This window comes from Marinitoga lauensis, from assembly GCF_004135675.1.
In the GTDB taxonomy this organism is placed as follows: domain Bacteria; phylum Thermotogota; class Thermotogae; order Petrotogales; family Petrotogaceae; genus Marinitoga; species Marinitoga lauensis.
The window spans coordinates 109,796-126,378 of record NZ_QHLX01000006.1 but is presented as its reverse complement, the minus strand read 5'-3'; the positions used below and the strand labels follow the sequence as shown (position 1 = coordinate 126,378).

17 protein-coding genes, 1 pseudogene and 1 riboswitch are annotated in these 16,583 nt (G+C 27.1%); of the genes and pseudogenes, 10 read left to right on the top strand and 8 right to left on the bottom strand.

Annotation, left to right across the window (positions count from 1 at the left end; translation table 11 throughout):
• Positions 1-4 precede the first annotated feature (4 nt).
• From DJ007_RS11405 to DJ007_RS11385, 6 genes are all read right to left on the bottom strand, one after another.
• Positions 5-322 (bottom strand): hypothetical protein, encoded by a 318-nt coding sequence (locus DJ007_RS11405; RefSeq protein WP_129409692.1) that lies wholly within the window; start codon positions 320-322, stop codon positions 5-7.
• Positions 323-594: 272 nt separating this feature from the next.
• Entirely contained in the window at positions 595-885 is a 291-nt protein-coding gene (locus tag DJ007_RS11400) for an Hpt domain-containing protein (RefSeq protein WP_129409689.1), read from the bottom strand.
• Between the two features lie 111 nt (positions 886-996).
• The gene (locus DJ007_RS11395; RefSeq protein ID WP_129409687.1) at positions 997-1,638 is read right to left on the bottom strand and encodes a hypothetical protein; all 642 of its coding nucleotides are present in this window, start codon (positions 1,636-1,638) and stop codon (positions 997-999) included.
• 1 nt (position 1,639) lies between these two features.
• Positions 1,640-1,816, bottom strand: a complete 177-nt coding sequence (locus tag DJ007_RS14855; RefSeq protein ID WP_165974146.1) for a hypothetical protein — start codon at positions 1,814-1,816, stop codon at positions 1,640-1,642.
• A gap of 113 nt (positions 1,817-1,929) precedes the next feature.
• The gene (locus DJ007_RS11390) at positions 1,930-2,445 is read right to left on the bottom strand and encodes a CheR family methyltransferase (protein WP_206076347.1); all 516 of its coding nucleotides are present in this window, start codon (positions 2,443-2,445) and stop codon (positions 1,930-1,932) included.
• The gene (locus tag DJ007_RS11385; RefSeq protein WP_129409683.1) at positions 2,439-2,723 is read right to left on the bottom strand and encodes a protein-glutamate O-methyltransferase CheR; all 285 of its coding nucleotides are present in this window, start codon (positions 2,721-2,723) and stop codon (positions 2,439-2,441) included. The genes DJ007_RS11390 and DJ007_RS11385 overlap by 7 nt, the downstream gene beginning before the upstream one ends.
• A 259-nt stretch (positions 2,724-2,982) precedes the next feature.
• Here DJ007_RS11385 and DJ007_RS16265 point away from each other — a divergent pair, with 259 nt between their 5' ends.
• Both DJ007_RS16265 and DJ007_RS20470 read left to right on the top strand, forming a co-directional pair.
• Positions 2,983-4,680 (top strand): HD-GYP domain-containing protein, encoded by a 1,698-nt coding sequence (locus DJ007_RS16265; RefSeq protein WP_206076346.1) that lies wholly within the window; start codon positions 2,983-2,985, stop codon positions 4,678-4,680.
• A gap of 62 nt (positions 4,681-4,742) precedes the next feature.
• A riboswitch (purine riboswitch) is annotated at positions 4,743-4,844 on the top strand.
• A gap of 170 nt (positions 4,845-5,014) precedes the next feature.
• Positions 5,015-6,356: pseudogene (locus tag DJ007_RS20470) on the top strand (NCS2 family permease).
• Between the two features lie 230 nt (positions 6,357-6,586).
• Here DJ007_RS20470 and DJ007_RS11370 read toward each other — a convergent pair.
• On the bottom strand, positions 6,587-6,907 hold the full coding sequence (locus DJ007_RS11370) for a hypothetical protein (RefSeq protein WP_129409681.1): 321 nt from the start codon (positions 6,905-6,907) through the stop codon (positions 6,587-6,589).
• Positions 6,908-6,912: 5 nt separating this feature from the next.
• Positions 6,913-7,119: a transposase gene (locus DJ007_RS11365; RefSeq protein WP_129409679.1), complete on the bottom strand. Its 207-nt coding sequence runs from the start codon at positions 7,117-7,119 to the stop codon at positions 6,913-6,915.
• A gap of 169 nt (positions 7,120-7,288) precedes the next feature.
• Here DJ007_RS11365 and DJ007_RS11360 point away from each other — a divergent pair, with 169 nt between their 5' ends.
• The 8 genes from DJ007_RS11360 (at position 7,289) to DJ007_RS11330 (ending at position 16,400) form a co-directional block, all read left to right on the top strand.
• Positions 7,289-7,804, top strand: coding sequence for an RND transporter family protein (locus tag DJ007_RS11360; protein WP_129409659.1), 516 nt, complete (start codon positions 7,289-7,291; stop codon positions 7,802-7,804).
• Positions 7,805-7,978: 174 nt separating this feature from the next.
• Positions 7,979-8,302, top strand: a complete 324-nt coding sequence (locus tag DJ007_RS11355) for an MMPL family transporter (RefSeq protein ID WP_129409656.1) — start codon at positions 7,979-7,981, stop codon at positions 8,300-8,302.
• Positions 8,275-8,406, top strand: coding sequence for a hypothetical protein (locus DJ007_RS19360; RefSeq protein ID WP_276318760.1), 132 nt, complete (start codon positions 8,275-8,277; stop codon positions 8,404-8,406). Before DJ007_RS11355 ends, DJ007_RS19360 begins: the two co-directional genes overlap by 28 nt.
• Complete coding sequence (locus DJ007_RS11350; protein WP_129409654.1) at positions 8,403-10,013, top strand: efflux RND transporter permease subunit; 1,611 nt, start codon at positions 8,403-8,405, stop codon at positions 10,011-10,013. The genes DJ007_RS19360 and DJ007_RS11350 overlap by 4 nt, the downstream gene beginning before the upstream one ends.
• The gene (locus DJ007_RS11345) at positions 10,010-10,771 is read left to right on the top strand and encodes an outer membrane lipoprotein-sorting protein (RefSeq protein ID WP_129409652.1); all 762 of its coding nucleotides are present in this window, start codon (positions 10,010-10,012) and stop codon (positions 10,769-10,771) included. The genes DJ007_RS11350 and DJ007_RS11345 overlap by 4 nt, the downstream gene beginning before the upstream one ends.
• 13 nt (positions 10,772-10,784) lie before the next feature.
• On the top strand, positions 10,785-12,374 hold the full coding sequence (locus DJ007_RS11340) for a hypothetical protein (RefSeq protein ID WP_129409650.1): 1,590 nt from the start codon (positions 10,785-10,787) through the stop codon (positions 12,372-12,374).
• 722 nt (positions 12,375-13,096) lie between these two features.
• Positions 13,097-14,221, top strand: a complete 1,125-nt coding sequence (gene dxr, locus DJ007_RS11335) for a 1-deoxy-D-xylulose-5-phosphate reductoisomerase (protein ID WP_129409648.1) — start codon at positions 13,097-13,099, stop codon at positions 14,219-14,221.
• Positions 14,222-14,264: 43 nt separating this feature from the next.
• A complete protein-coding gene (locus DJ007_RS11330) occupies positions 14,265-16,400 on the top strand; it encodes a methyl-accepting chemotaxis protein (protein ID WP_240739555.1) in 2,136 nt (711 codons plus the stop codon).
• Positions 16,401-16,583: the final 183 nt, after the last annotated feature.

Genomic DNA, 16,583 nt, shown 5'->3' with positions numbered 1-16,583 from the left:
ACATTTAATGGGTCAAAATTTTTGAATCCTTTTTTTCAGCTTTTTTTCTTACCTTTTCAATATCTATACCATTTCCGTCATCTATTACTTCTAAATAGATGTAATTTCCTTTTGTATAACTTTTTATAGTTAAATTTCCGATTTCATTTTTTCCTTTCTCTTTTCGTATTTTTGGTAATTCTATACCATGTGCAATACTGTTCTTTACAAGATGAACTAATATATCTTTAAGAATTTCAGCATCTTCTTTTTCTATTTTCGTATTTTCGACTTCAGTATTAAAACTAACTTTTTTTTGATTAAATACAGCTTCTTGAAACACAAGATTTTCAAAACTTTTTACTATTTTTTGAATTGGAATAAATTTGTTTTCTTCTATTAAATTCTGAGTATAAATTCTTAATTGTTGTATCTCTTTTAGGGCAATGGAATAGTTATTATTGATTAAATTATTCTCTATTTTAAGAATTCTTTCATAAAAATTCTCCAGAAACTCATAAGATATATTATTATTTGTTGTTATTTTGTTTATAGAGCTTTCTATTTTTTCTTTTCCACTAAGAATATTTTCAAAATATTTAATTTCTGCATCTGTTAAATCTTTTTTTTATTAATAATTTCACTGGAGATTTTCATTATTTTTGCTACGAAGTCTTCATCGAGTTTTTTATTAACTTTTTCTTTAAATGCAGATTCTAATTTATGCATAAATTCACCAAGTTTTGGAAGTCCAACCAATCCAGCAGATCCTTTTAAAGTGTGATATATTCTATATAAATCTTTTATAATGATTTGGTCATGTTTTTTTAAATATTTTTTAAGCAATTCTATTGCTTCATTTAATTTTTCTTCCATTTCAGTGAAATAAATATCCATAAATTCCATATAATCACTCCAGAATAGGTAAAGTCATATTTTTAAATTTTAAAAGATGTTTACCATTATTATCCGTAAAAATTTCTCCATATTCAAAAATAATTTTTTCACACAAAATTGCTATTTTTTAGTTACAATTATCCATTTCGAATTATTCGAAGTTTTTTTTACCGGAAATATTTTATTTTTGTATTCAATAAAACCAGAATAATTTTTATATTTAAAAGGGCAATAACTGTTTTTATCAATAATACTTAAGATGCTATTTCCTTTTAATATGGCAAATTTATTATCGATAATAAAAGCATTCGGAATATTTTCTTCCTTTTTTGAAAAATCTTTTTCTTTAGTGGTTTTAATAATATAATTTTTTGGGAGTTTGACATCAGCTTTATTTATATTATATATGAATACATCTTCAAAATCATATTCAAAATATCCTGAAAAAATTTCCAAATCCGGGAAAATTTTTAAAGTTTCATCGTTAAAAGATTCAAATTTTTCAATGGATACTTTCTTGACTATTGAAGTTACACCAAAAGCAAAAGAACTATATATTAGAAAATTCTTTAATATAAAAGATTTTTTTCCAGGTAATGTTAATACAGGATAAAGTGTATCTTTAAACTTGGAGTAACCTAAGAATTTTCCTTCAACATTTTTCTTGATAAATTTTTTTGAAACTCCCAAAATCTCATCTTTTAAAGCAATTTTGATTATTTCATTATTTTCATCTATTAATTCACATATATAATAATTCATTTTATCCACTCCTATGATCATTTAAATGCTTCATATTCCATAATTCATTATCATCAGGATTTAAAAATAAAGCTTTTCCTATTGAATCTGTAGGGTCGATTTCTAATTGCATTTCCAAAAATGCTTTATACTTCCATATTAAATAATTTAATGAATTATTACATATTTTATTAATCAAATCATATGCAAAAAGAAATTTTTTTTCTTTTATCAGCTTTTCTATGATTTCTATATATTCTTCTTCGGATATACTTGTGAAAGAAGTTAAAAGTTTATTTTTTCTTTTTTTCTCTAGAGAATTAATATTGGGAAAATTTTTTTGAGAATATTATTCTTCTCATCTTTAAATGGAAAAATATTAATAGAATTTGATTTATTGTATTTTTTCCAGATAACTATTTTATTTTCTATTTCAAAATTGAAAATTTCTGGTAATATAGGGTAAAATTCTCCATGACCTAAAATGAGAATTCCGTCGTTATTTAAAATTCTATTTAATGATCTTAGTATTTTTATAATTTGTTCATTATTGAAATAAATCAAAACTCTTCTGATGATAATTATATCATATTTGTCATTTGTTTTTATAGTATTTGTAATATTATCCGTTTTGAATTCTACATTTTTTTTATATTCATCTTTTACATAATAAAAGTTATTTTTTACTTCAAAGTATTTATTTATTTCTGTGGAAGATAAGTGTCGAATACTCCAGTGTTTATATTTCCCTTCCTTAGCCTGAATTATTCTTTCTCTTGAAGCGTCTACACCTAAAATATAATAATTTTTCTTTATATCATTTAACAAAAAAGATAATGTATAAACCTCTCCCCTCTGGAACATCCCAAACTTAGGATATTCCAATTTTCTTTTTTTAAAAAGTATTTTCTTAAAACATTCCATAATTTTTTATCTCTAAAAAAATATGATTCGCCTATTGTATAGTTTTCTAAAATTATATTTTCTAAAACATCATATGATATATTTTTAAAATAGCCAATTATGTTTCTAATGTTTTTAATTCTTTTTTCATCATATTTAAGACCGTATTTATCTAAAACATCTTTAATTCTTTTTTCAAGCATGATATCTCTCCTTATAATTGTTATAAATATTATACCAAACAATTAAGGTTTTTTTACTAAATCGTCGAAAAATATAATGAGAATAGAAATCGAATTATCTTAAAAATATTTAAACACAAGATTGAGATTATAGAAATATTTTTTCTTGAGAAAAAAAAATTATTGTGATATAATCTTTCGGGAAAAATAAAATTAATTAATCAGGTGATATATTAATATTAAGTTAACAAATGAAAATTTTACATTGAGAGGTCACAAAATGCGATATGGTGAGTTAATAAAAAAACATATAAAAAATTCCACAATACAAAATATGATTTTTATTTTAATTATATTAGTATTGTGGATTTTGACGTTTTTAAATATTAATTCAATGTTAAAATCGGTTTCTAAGATTAATCTAAATAATTTTAATAATATTATGAATCATTATTATTATCATTTGAAATATATTAGTATTATAAATGATGAAAAATTATTGGAAGATATAGACATATCGAAATTTTTTGTAGTAGGAAAAAATGGAATTATAAGAAAAACATTACCAGCTGAATTTGAAATAAATTCAAATATTTCAAATACAGTTTTTTATAATCAATTATTGGAAAATAATACAGGTATTTTTATTTTTAAAAGTGAATTTCCTGATGGCGTTTCTCATTTATATATTGGTGGTAAATTTAATGAAAGTTATTTAGTAGGGCAATTAAAAAATCCAGAATTTGAAACGGATTCTAATTATTTTTTGACAATAGAAGATGAAAAAGGAGATATTATTTATTCGAGATATAAATTAAACCATCTCCCAAAAATTGCTTTAATTAAAAGTAGGATTTATATAAGTACATCTGCTCGGTGGAATAATCTTACATTATCAACATTTCTCGATATAACAAATCAATTATTGTATAATTTTTTAATCTCAATATTTATGTTTTTAATAATAGTATGGAATTTTATTTCAAGAAAAAACAGTTTGAAGTTTATGAATAGATTTGATATCGAATTTTCTGAAATAATAAAAAGTATGGAAAACTTTTTGAAAGAATTAAGGATATTAGATAGACAGAGTTTTTTAAATGTATCAGAAAATGATTTTCAGGATGTACTAAATCCTATAAAAAATGAAGATTTTTATTTTGAGGAATTAAAAGAGTTAAAAGAGGTAGAGTTTCTTTCAATAAAAGAAATGTTAGAATTATTTGATGAAATTAGTGCTTCTACAGAGGAATTGGAAGCAACAAATAAAGAACTTGAAGATTTATATTTGCAAGTTGAAAAAGCATATAATGATTTAGAAGATTCATATAGGAAATTTTCAGCACATCTTTCAGCAATAGCTGAAGAATATGATGAAATAACAGGTAATCATATTGAAAGAGTAGCAAAATATTCCAGGTTAATAGCTGAAAAAATGGGATTCAACCCGAAGTTTGTTAATGATATAGAAGCATATGCGTCGTTACATGATATAGGTAAATTAATGGTTAAACATGAAATTTTAAATAAACCAGGTGGTTTAACCAGAGATGAATATGAAGAAATGAAAAAGCATACAATATTTGCAGATAGAATATTTGGGGATGATGAGCGTTTTATAATGGCAAAAAATATAGCAATGTATCATCATGAGAACTATGATGGGAGTGGATATCCATTTGGATTATCTGGTAAAGAAATTCCTATTGAAGCCAGAATAGTAGCACTTGCAGATATTTACGATGCATTACGAAGCGAAAGGCCATATAAAGATGAGTATGATCATAAGGAAGCATATAACATTATAGTGAATGGAGATTTCAAAACGAAACCATCGATATTTGATCCTGAAGTATTAGAAGTATTTAAGAAGTATCATATTGAGTTTGATAAAATATATACTGAATATAAGAAAATGGAGACTAATAATAGAAATATCCAAAGTAGAAAGATGAAAGAATTTAAAAGAGTAAATTAACATTATTTTTTCAATTATTTAATGCTATCATCTTAATTTTTTTAGTATTTTTAAACTTGAAAAGTAAATAAATGGACTCTTCCTATATAATCCTGAGAATACGGCTCAGGAGTTTCTACCAAACAGCCGTAAACTGTTTGACTATAGGAAGGGAGTTGTGAATATTAATATAATCACGCCTCTCTTCCAGAGAGGTTTTTTTATTTTATGTATAATATGAATATAGGATTAAAGTTTACATTTTTTTAAAGAAATAGAAAAAAATAAGCAATCAATTAACTATACAATAATGTTAAGGTTTTTTATATTTTTATAACTCAGGAGGTGTTAAGGGGTGGAAAAGTTTTTTAAGTTAAAGGAAAACGGAACAACGGTGACCACTGAGATTTTGGCTGGGTTAACTATTTTTTTAAGTATGGCATATATATTATTTGTTAACCCGAGCATTTTAGTAACGGCTATGGCACCTGGTGCTGGACCGGAAACATCAGTATATGCGCAATATTTTGGTGCTTTAATGGTAGCAACTATTTTTGGTGCAGCAACAGCAACTCTGGTAATGGGGCTTTATGCTAATTATCCTTTTGCCTTAGCTCCAGGTATGGGGTTAAATGCATATTTTACATATACAGTCGTTCTTAAAATGGGGATACCATGGCAAATAGCTTTAGGTGCTATTTTTGTTGAAGGTATAATTTTTATTATATTAACGGCATCTGGTGCAAGAACGTTTGTAGTTAGAGTAATTCCGCAAAATATTAAATTTGCAACAAGCGCAGGTATAGGTTTATTCATTGCATTTATTGGTTTGAAAAGTGCTAATATAATTGTTTCTAATCCAGCTACTTTTGTAGGATTAGGAGATTTAACTAAACCAGATTCTTTATTAGCTATTATAGGATTAATTTTAACAGCTGTATTATTTGCTTTAAGAGTTCCTGGATCGATATTACTGGGATTATTTTAACGACGATTATAGGTGCATTTCCGGTATTTGGGGTTACTCATTATCAAGGGATTATTGGAAAAATACCAAGCATTGCTCCTACTTTTCTTAAAATGCAACTTACGTGGGGAGATTTGATAACAGGGTCATTTTGGGTAGTTGTTTTAACCTTCTTCTTTGTTGATTTCTTTGATACATTGGGAACTTTAACAGGGTTAGCACAAAGTGCAGGATTCATCAAAAAAGGGAAAGTGATTTTCCAAGATCAAATAGGGCATATATGGCAGACGCTATTGGAACTACTGTTGGGGCTTTATTTGGAACATCTACAGTTACTACATATATTGAGAGTGAAACGGGTATAGCTCAGGGTGGAAGAACAGGATTAACATCAGTAACAGTTGCAGTATTAATGTTATTAATGCTTTTCTTTTCACCATTGGGTTTGACTATTCCAGCAGCAGCAACAGCACCAGCATTAATTTTTGTTGGTTCATTAATGCTTAAAAATTTAGTTAATATAAAATGGGAAGATACTACAGAAGCTGTTCCTGCATTCATTACAATTATAATGATGCCTCTTACTTATTCTATTGCAAATGGTATTGCTCTTGGTTTAGTAGTATATCCATTAGTTAAAGTTTTTTCTGGTAAAGGAAAAGAAATTCATTGGTTTAATTGGTTCCTTGCATTGGCCTTTGTATATTATCTTGTATTTTTACAACACTAAAAATTAGCCCGCATTTTGCGGGCTAATTTTTTAATATTTCTAAAAAGATATAAAAGATCCTGTCTTCGCCTTCTTGCTGTACCAAATGACTATGGGTTAAGGTAAACAATAGTGTTTCCATATTTGATATCTTTCCGTGAAAAACTTTTTCAGAAAAATTTTTTAATATTTGCCTTAATTCTTTCCTTGCAGTTTTTATGTCTAATTTATGAGAATTTTTTCTAAAGGTTTTATAATTTTTCTGAAAATACTATATACAAATCATAATTATTATAATTTTTGAAAATGTAAAGTCTTCCTATTTTTTCATTCTTTAAATTTGATAAATCATCTATATCGATATCTTCTATATACTTCATATCTAATTTATCATTATCTATTCTTATACCTATGGAAAATAAAGGTTTAATTTCATCTATATCAAAAAATCTTTTTAATAATCTTTTTAAGAGCAAATTCTTGATTTTTAAAACAGTATTATATGAAACTTCTAAATCTTCTGAAATTCTTTTTATTAATCTTCCTTTTGAAAGCTCATGAACAATCTTCAAAAACTTTAAGGCTTTATTCTAATATCTTTAAAAATAGTTCCATTATATTTAGACCATTCTCTTCTGCAATTTTTACATTTAAAATGATTTCTTCTTATTGAATACACTTCATTACTGCCACAATAAGGGCATTCTTCTTTTATATTTAAGACTCCTATTTCAATTAAAAACTTTTCAGCCTCTATATCGTTTTTTAATTCTTCTAATTTCATAACTCACCTCATTTTTCATTATTTTGTCTATTACTATTTTACCACATTAATAAAGACTTAATTATTTGCCACCAAAATTTTCTTTATTTTTAAATACAAATGAAACAATTAGGGAGTAAAGTATATTCTGAAATAAGTATTTAATATTTGCCACCAAAGGAGGGAGTATATGAAACTAAATAGAAAAAACTCAGTATTTATAGTTATTTTAGTTACTATTTTAACAGTTTTTTTTGGATTCTATGCATCAAAAGTAAGCGTTAAAGATAACATTGCCAGTTATGTTCCAAAAAATGATCCAGATAAGAAGATATACGATGAAGTTGCTGATGAGTTTGGTTTAAATGGCATTATTCTCACAGGGATAAAGTTTGATGATGCATATAAACATTTTAGCGAAATAGATAAGTTGACAGAAAAACTTAAAAAATTAGATGTAGTGGATAACGTAATATCTCCTGTTACAGCACCAAGAATTAGTGTAACAGAAGATGGTGATATTTCGGTTGGGAATTTAAAGTCGAGTTATGATTTTTCTTCTGAAAATTCATATGATCCAGATGAGCTCAAAAGTATATTAAAAAATGATGATATGATAAAAGGAAAATTTATTTCAGAAGATGGTAAAAGTGTGTTATTTGCAATTGGATTAAAAAAGACGTTGAAGAAAAATCTGCGGGTTTAATGGTTGAAAATGTTTTCAAAGATGCAGGGTTGATTATTATATTTTCGGTACTGCAATAGCAAATAGAGAAATTGAAGAAATAGTTAAAGATAATCTTTTAAAACTTATACCTATAGTGTTGATATTGGTAATGCTCGTTTTGTATTTCAGTTATAAGAATATAGCAGGGTATTATTGCCAATAATTTCAGTGTTAATAGCAGATATATGGACAGTTGGAATAATGTATCTTTTAGGTATTAATTTTAATATTACTACTTCCGCTGTACCAATAGCAGTTGTAGGAATAGGAACAGCTTATTCAATACATATTATAAGTAAATATTATGAAGAATTACATAGAGGTATATCAGCATCAGAAGCTGTTAACGCTACTCTAAAGCATGTGGGTACTGCTGTTGTATTAAGTGCTTTAACAACTATTGCAGGATTTCTATCATTATTAACAGCAGATTTAACCCAGTCTGGCAATTGGGTATATTTACATCTCTTGGAATAGCATTGGCATTATTAATGGCAACAGTATTTGTTCCTGCAATGTTAATGATTTTCCAACCAAAATCAAAGGCTAATTTATCCAGGATGGAGAAAGCCACTTATTGAGAAACATCACAGAAAAAATTGTTCACCATAGAGCTATAACCTTAAGTATTATATTGGTTTTAATAGGATTAACAACATTTTTTATTCCTAAAATTAAATCTGATATGCAAATAGAGAATTTTATGAGCGAAAAAACACATATGGTTCAGGGATCTAATTTCCTCAGGAAAAACTTTGGTGGAAATGATTATATTTTTGTGGATTTAGTTGCAAAAGGAGACAATTCTTTTAGAGATTTTTATTTCAATCGTTCAATAAGAGATATTTCTATGTATGCAAAAAATTATTCAATAGTTTCTCAAATAACTAATATTGGCGATGTTGTAGCAAATCTAACAAAAGGATTTATAGGAATTGCATATGTTCCTGGTTCTAATTATGCAATGGAACAGAATTATATGTTAATTGAAGGTAGTGAAGGTATAGACCAAATATTATCTTCTGAAAAAAATGAAGCTATTTCACAAATAATGGTAAATACAAAGAGTTTTAGTGATGTAAAAGTGTTAGAAAAATCATTAAAGGATTTTATAGATAAAAATATAATGAAAAATTATAAAATAGAGGATTTTGATATTGAAAATCCACAACATGTTAAAGCATATGGCAATGAAATAAAACAATTTGTTATTTCAAGAGGCGGAGAGTATGATGATGCGATTTTAGATGTAATGATAAATGCAAAATCTCAGGAAATAGATGCTTTGATTAAAGATATTGATACAAAAACACTCTTTAATATGTTTAATAATTATCTTGAATATAATGAAGAAAACCAAATTGACTATGATACATTTTCAAATTTGATAAATGGAAATAGTGTTGATGAATATATTTCAGAATATTATGATTATTTCTTATACGATTATGAACCAAATCTAAGAGCGACATATGCCAAAAAGAAATTAGAAACATTAAATACAAATTTATCAGAAAAACATCTTGAAGAATTATCACAATATGTAAATGATGAGCAGGTTCCGGTAGAAAAAGGAAATAATATTCTTGAAGTTAGAGTAACAGGAATTCCAGTTTTAACAAATAAGGTTAATGATATGGTCTTTGATAATCAAAAAGAAAGTATGATGTTGGCTTATGTTCTGGTGTTTATATTATTTGCCATCCAGATGCATTCGATTATTTTGGGTCTATTGGCATTAATACCTATTACCTTAACAATTATAGTAAATTTTGGAATTATGGGATTAACGGGTATTTCTTTAAACGCAGCAACAGTTACCATAGCTTCCATTACAATAGGAACTGGAATTGACTATACAATTCATTATTTATCAAGATTCAAAAAAGAATATAGAGAAAGCAACGATAAATTCAAAGCAGCAGTTAGAACATCAGCAACCTCAGGAAGAGCTATAGTTATAAACTCATTAGCAGTTATTTTAGGCTTTGCAACATTTATTTTCTCAGAAATAGGAATGTTGAAACAATTCGGTATTTTAACGGCAACAGCAATGATAGTGGCACCATTTTTAACTCTAACAATTTTCCCAATATTGATGACCTTATTAAGTGAAAAATTATTAAAAAAATTCTCAAAAGAGTCAATTATAAAACAAAAATTAAAGAAAAGGGAGGAAGTAGCATGAAAAAGGTAGTTATTACATTAACAGTTCTAACCTTATTTATCACTTCTATTTTTGCAATTACAGGTAAAGAAGTATTGGATAACGTAAAGGATTTTCATAATAATTTCAAAACAGAAAAATCCGTTGTTGTAATGAAATTAATAGATTCAAATGGGAAAGTAAGGGAAAGAGAATTTAATATGTATTTAATGCATGAAGGTGATGATTCGTTAGCATTGGTAAGATTTAACAAACCATCAGAAGTAAAAAATATTACCCTATTAACTTTATCAGATGACGAAATTTATTTATACATGCCAGCATATAGAAAAACAAAAAGAATTTCTGGTGGCGCAAAAAATGGGAAATTCGTAGGATCAGACTTTAAATACAATGATATTACATTATTATACAATGAACAAAGTGGGGATTATGATGCAAATTTATTGAAAGAAACAGATACAAATTATGTTGTTGAAGTTATACCTCATGATAAAGATACAGATTATGGAAAAATAATTATGGATATTACAAAAGATCATCTTTTATTCAATAAAATAGAATTTTATAGTAAAGACAATAGATTAATTAAAGTTATGAACTTTAAAGATGTAAAGGATTTTAGCGGACATCTTTTAGCTACTATAGTTGAATTGAATAATTTAGAAGAAAATCATTCTACAGTATTAGAAATTAAAAAAGCAGAATTTGAAATTCCTATAACAAAGAAATTCTTTGACAGAAGAAATATTTCAAAACCAGTATTGAAATACAAATGATGGAGGTGTAATAATGAAAAAAAGTATTCTTACAATTCTAATGATTTTATCAGCATTAATAATTTTTGCATATAGTGGAGATTTACAATATTTTTATGGATATAATTTTTCAGATGAAGCTTCAACTACTATTAGCGGATTAAAAACAAATATAACTCTGGAAAATTCATTGGATACATTATATTATAAATTATCACTTGATCTATTTAAAATAAAAAATGGAAAAGACTATTTTGAATTTGATAGCAGTGATTATTCAGTGTTTTTACCTTCAGAAGTATATTTAATAAAACCAAATATTCCATGGATGTTATATGTTTTAAATGAAGTTTATGCTGATATATATTTAGATGAAGCAACGATAAGATTTGGAAGGTTTATTCAGGAAAATGGAAGTTCAACATTATATAGCCCTTCTGTTTTGCTAAGCGCACATGATGGATTAAACCCATTTGAAAATTATAAAACATTGCCAGTTGAAGGAATTAATGTAAATGGTTATTTAGGAGATTATGGATATGATTTAGCAATAATTCCAGAGACATTTGATGATATTCCAAATTTTGCATTGTATCCAAAAACTATAAATGAAAATATTCTTGAAGAAAATGCAGCAACCTTAACTTATCAATTTACAGAAAGCAAAAAGGCAGTAGAAAAAACAACAGAGGATCTAATAGCTCAACTAACAGCAGCTGGACTGGATCAAAATACTATAAACGCAATGTTAGCTGATCCAGAATTATTAAAAAATGCAGGATTAACTGAAGAGCAAATAACTCAAGTATATGCTGGTCAAACATTAATGACATTGCCTTCTACATATGAAGTAAATACAATAACAGCTAATGCAACTGATATAGATGAATTAAGTGTAGAAAATATGAATTACGCAGCTAAAGTATCTTTTAATGTTTTGAATTATGATTTAAAATTGGGATTTGTACATGATCATTATCATTTTATGGTTCCAGAAACAATTAATGTAAAATATTCTGATGATGGAACTGGCGTTGCAAATACAATAATGTATAGACCAGCAAGAAATTCTGTTACTTTAGATATTCAGGGTGTATCTAATTTCTTTGATTCAATTAGTTATCATGGTGAAGCAGCATTTGTAATGCCAGAAAAGACATTTGTAAAAGTAAATACAGGTTATTATATTCCAGATAGCAAAGAACCAACAAAAACAACTTTAACAACATCTTCAACAGATGTAGAAATATTTGACAAATATTATATTAAAGCAGTTGGTGGATTAGAATATACTAAAGGAGAAGATTTTACTTTAGGTATAGAAGCGTTTAACGGATTGCCAACAGAAGAGTTAAAAGATCATATATCTTTTGGTTCAGATATATATTTAAAAACAAAGATTTCAAATATAGCCTTTGAAGGATTAGGTTTAATAGCCTTTTCGAAGATAAATGATGAATATAAACCAGGATATATGACAAATATAAAGATTGCATATTCAGGAATAGATAATTTTGAGCCTTCAATTCAATTGAAATACGCTTATTCGGAAGATGAAAATCATTCTTTAAAACCAATGGAAGAGTTAAACACAATCTCCTTAAATATTAAAATATATTTTTGATAAAAACACCTGCGCTTTTGCGCAGGTGTTTAGTTTTTAGCCAAAGTACAAAATAAAATAATCAAATAATATTCGCTCATCTGGTGAAAATTCTTAAACTCTTCGATTCTCGAAAGGTTTAGGAAAAATATTTTAATAATAAAATTCTATAAACCTTAAACCTTTCGCGAAGCGAAAACACTTCACTACGTGAAGGGTTTTAGGAAAAATATTTTTATTGTAAAATAAAAAAATAAACTTTAAATCTTTCGCGAAGCGAAAACACTTCACTACGTGAAGGGTTTTAGGAAAAATATTTTTATTGTAAAATAAAAAAATAAACTTTAAATCTTTCGCGAAGCGAAAACACTTCACTACGTGAAGGGTTTTAGGAAAAATATTTTTATTGTAAAATAAAAAAATAAACTTTAAATCTTTCGCGAAGCGAAAACACTTCACTACGTGAAGGGTTTTAGGAAAAATATTTTAATAATAAAATTCTATAAACCTTAAACCTTTCGCGAAGCGAAAACACTTCACTACGTGAAAGGTTTTAGGAAAAATATTTTTATTGTAAAATAAAAAAATAAACTTTAAATCTTTCGCGAAGCGAAAACACTTCACTACGTGAAGGGTTTTAGGAAAAATATTTTAATAATAAAATTCTATAAACCTTAAACCTTTCGCGAAGCGAAATGTTTTGGTATAATAAATAAAATAAGGATTTTTGGAGGAGGATGATTATGAGAATTGCAATAACTGGAGTTACGGGGTCTATTGGGACTCAAGCCTTAGAAGTGTTGGAATTTTTGAGGGAAAAGGATTATGAGTTTGAGTTAGTTGGAGTAAGTGCTGGTTCTAATAAAGAAAAGATGATTGAAATAATAAAAAAATGGAAACCAGAATATGCAGCACTTGAAAATGTTGAACTTGAGTCTTTTAATAAGACAAAGATTTTAACTGGTATAGATTCTACCATTGAGATGTTAGAAAAATCCAAACCTGATTTTGTACTTGTGGCTACAGGTGGAGCAATTGGAATTAAGCATACATTAAAAGCTATTGAGGTATCAAAAAGAATAGGTCTTGCCAATAAGGAATCAATAGTATGTGGTGGAAATATGTTACTTGAATATGCTAAAGAGAATAATACAGAAATTATACCCGTTGATAGCGAACATAGTGCTCTCTTTCAGCTGAAATTAGGAGATATAAAGCCTTCGAAAATTATTATTACTGCTTCTGGAGGAGCTTTGAGGGATTGGCCAATAGACAAATTAAATGAAGTTACTGTTAAGGATGTGTTGAATCACCCTGTATGGTCTATGGGGAAAAGGATTACAGTCGATTCTGCAACAATGGTAAATAAAGGTTTAGAAGTAATAGAAGCATATCATTTATTTAATTTAAAAAAAGAAGATATAGATGTATTAATTAATAGAAATAGTCATATTCATGCGATTGTTGGATATCCTGATGGAGTTATGAAATTTCACTATGGTGTTCCCAGTATGAAAATACCTATAGCATATTCTATTACTTATCCAGAAAGAATATACGAATATGAATTTCCAGATTTAACTTTAGAACCAATAAAGTTTGAAAGAGTTGATTATAATAGATATCCAGCGTTAAAATTAGCTTTTGATATTTTAGGTAATCAGCTATTGCAAATAGTTTATAATGCTGCAGATGAAGTTGCAGTTCAGTTGTTTTTAGAGGGAAAAATAAAATATACGGAAATATACAAATTAATATATCAATCGATTGATGAATTTATTAATAAAAATATAGAAATTAATGAATTTAGTGATATAATATTAACAGATGAAAAAGTTAAAAATTTTGTGAAAGGGATGGTATTATGAAAAAAGTTAAATTTCATCAAACTATGGATTTAAAACTATATTTATGGTTTCAGTAGTAATTGCTTTAGCATTTTTGATAAATGGGTTTGTTTCATACTATAATATGAAAAAATTAACAGATGATTTTGTTAGAGAAGGATTGATGAAACAAAGTGTGGAGAATATTTCTGCTACAATAGAAACATTTAATGAAGGACTAAAAACGTTGGAAAATACATTGAGAAATGATGAAATAAACAGAATGAAAACAATAAATGATGCAACAAAAAGTCTTGTAAATAATATTCTTGAAGAAATGAAAAATGGAAAAATCACAGAAAAGGATGCAAAAGAAAAAGTAAGGGAGGAATTAAGAAAAATAAGATTTGATAATGGGCAGGGATATTATTTTATATACGATGAAAATGGTGTAAATATTATGCATGCTGTAAAGCCATCATTAGAAGGAAAAAATCTATATAATTTACAGGACAAAACGGGTATTTATTTAATTCAAGAATTAATAAATGAAGCAAAAAAAGCCTATGAAAATAACGATAGCGGGGTAGTGGTTTATTACTGGCCAAAACCTGGAGAGCCAGAAGATAAATTATTTCCTAAATTAGGAGTATCATTCTGGATTCCAGAATTTAAATGGATGGTTGGAACTGGGGTTTATATTGATGAAATAGACAAAAAAATTCAAGCAAAAAAAGAGGAATTCTTAAATAAATTATATGATGAATTATATTCAAGATCATATGTTGGAAATAATACATATCCAATTGTTTATAATAAAGATGGTTCATTTTTTATGTATAAGGATAAAACAAAGATAGGAACAAAATCTTCGGCAAAAGACCCTATATCTGGTAAAATTATATCTCAATTGGCAATGGAAACAAAAAATGGATTTTATGAATATATGTATCCAAAAGTTAAAGGATCGGATAAACTCTATAAAAAACTTGCATATGTAAAGAGTGTAGATAATTTATATATTGTTTTGGCAGTTTATGAAGATGAAATTTACCAACCGCTGATGAGATCAAATATAACAAATATAGTAGCTTTATTAATGACCATTGTTATAATTATAATAGTCGTATCTATTTCGATTAAAGTATTGGTTTCTAAACCTATTCATAAGTTAATAGAAAATATTGGAAAAATAGAAAAAGGAATCTTAAATGAAAAAGTAAAAGTTACATCTAAAACAGAGATAGGATTGTTAGAACATTCTTTTGAGAATATGAGAAAATCATTAAAAGAATTAATTTCCTCTTTAATCAAAGGAAATGAAATGATAGATACTGAAAAAAATAAGGTATTAGAGAGTGCGAAAGAATTAAAAGAAATAGTAGGAAATGTTGAAAAATCTCTGGAAATAGCATCTGAAGAGTCTGATAATGCAGCATCATCAATTGAAGAAACGACTTCTGGTATTGAAGAAGTGGCGTCAGCTGCACAAATGGTAAGTTCTGCTGCTCAGGATTTAAGTCAGAAAAGTAATGAGGTTGAGAATTCCGTTATAACAGGTGAAAATAGCATTAAAGAAATTCATGATATAGCAAATGAAGCGAAAGTTGCTGCAGAAGATAATGCCGAGAAGGTTAAAGAATTACAGGAAAAATCTGCCAATATTGGTGAAATAGTTGATACGATAGTAAGTATTGCAGAACAAACCAATTTATTGGCTTTAAATGCTGCAATAGAAGCAGCAAGGGCAGGTGAAGCAGGAAAAGGATTTGCAGTTGTTGCGGATGAAATAAGAAAACTCGCTGAAGAGACAAGGAAAGCAACAGAAAACATTTCAGAATTATTAAAGGGTATTAAGGATGAAGCAGATGCTGTAGGGGAAAAGTCATCATCATTATCAGAAATAATTTCGAAGGTATCAATTAAGAGCGAAAAGGTTTCTGAAGAATTTGGGAACATTAAAGATGCAATTGAAAATATAGTTTCTATGGTTGATAGTCTGGCTTCGAGTTCAGAAGAACAGAGTGCTTCTACTGAAGAAATGGCTGCTGCAATGGATCAAGCTTCTAAGAATGTAATTAATGTAAATGAATATATTAGAAGTTCAAAAGAAAACTTCTCAAATATTGAAAGCAGAAGTGAAGAGTTACAGAATATTTCTAAAGAATTAGAAAATGCTGTTCAAAATATGAAAGATTTAATTAAAAAGTTTAGAATCTAAAAAAGTTAAATTCTTTGTCATTGGAAAGTCTTTAATTATTCCGCAAGCAGAATAGCTTTCTGTTTGCGGAATGTTTTATGTTATAATCTAAGTTAAAGGTAAAACTTGAATTTTGTTTTTTAACAAGTATATTTAACAAAATATTAAAAAAACGTCTTGAAAAGTCCATATGAGGGTGTTAAA

Bases quoted from the DNA above. Each gene is read 5' to 3' on its own strand.
- DJ007_RS11400 (WP_129409689.1), bottom strand. From the start codon at position 885: ATGGAATTTATGGATATTTATTTCACTGAAATGGAAGAAAAATTAAAT.
- DJ007_RS11395 (WP_129409687.1), bottom strand. From the start codon at position 1,638: ATGAATTATTATATATGTGAATTAATAGATGAAAATAATGAAATAATC.
- DJ007_RS11385 (WP_129409683.1), bottom strand. From the start codon at position 2,723: ATGCTTGAAAAAAGAATTAAAGATGTTTTAGATAAATACGGTCTTAAA.
- DJ007_RS16265 (WP_206076346.1), top strand. From the start codon at position 2,983: ATGCGATATGGTGAGTTAATAAAAAAACATATAAAAAATTCCACAATA.
- DJ007_RS11365 (WP_129409679.1), bottom strand. From the start codon at position 7,119: ATGAAATTAGAAGAATTAAAAAACGATATAGAGGCTGAAAAGTTTTTA.
- DJ007_RS11360 (WP_129409659.1), top strand. From the start codon at position 7,289: ATGAAACTAAATAGAAAAAACTCAGTATTTATAGTTATTTTAGTTACT.
- DJ007_RS11345 (WP_129409652.1), top strand. From the start codon at position 10,010: ATGAAAAAGGTAGTTATTACATTAACAGTTCTAACCTTATTTATCACT.
- DJ007_RS11340 (WP_129409650.1), top strand. From the start codon at position 10,785: ATGAAAAAAAGTATTCTTACAATTCTAATGATTTTATCAGCATTAATA.
- dxr (WP_129409648.1), top strand. From the start codon at position 13,097: ATGAGAATTGCAATAACTGGAGTTACGGGGTCTATTGGGACTCAAGCC.
- DJ007_RS11330 (WP_240739555.1), top strand. From the start codon at position 14,265: ATGGTTTCAGTAGTAATTGCTTTAGCATTTTTGATAAATGGGTTTGTT.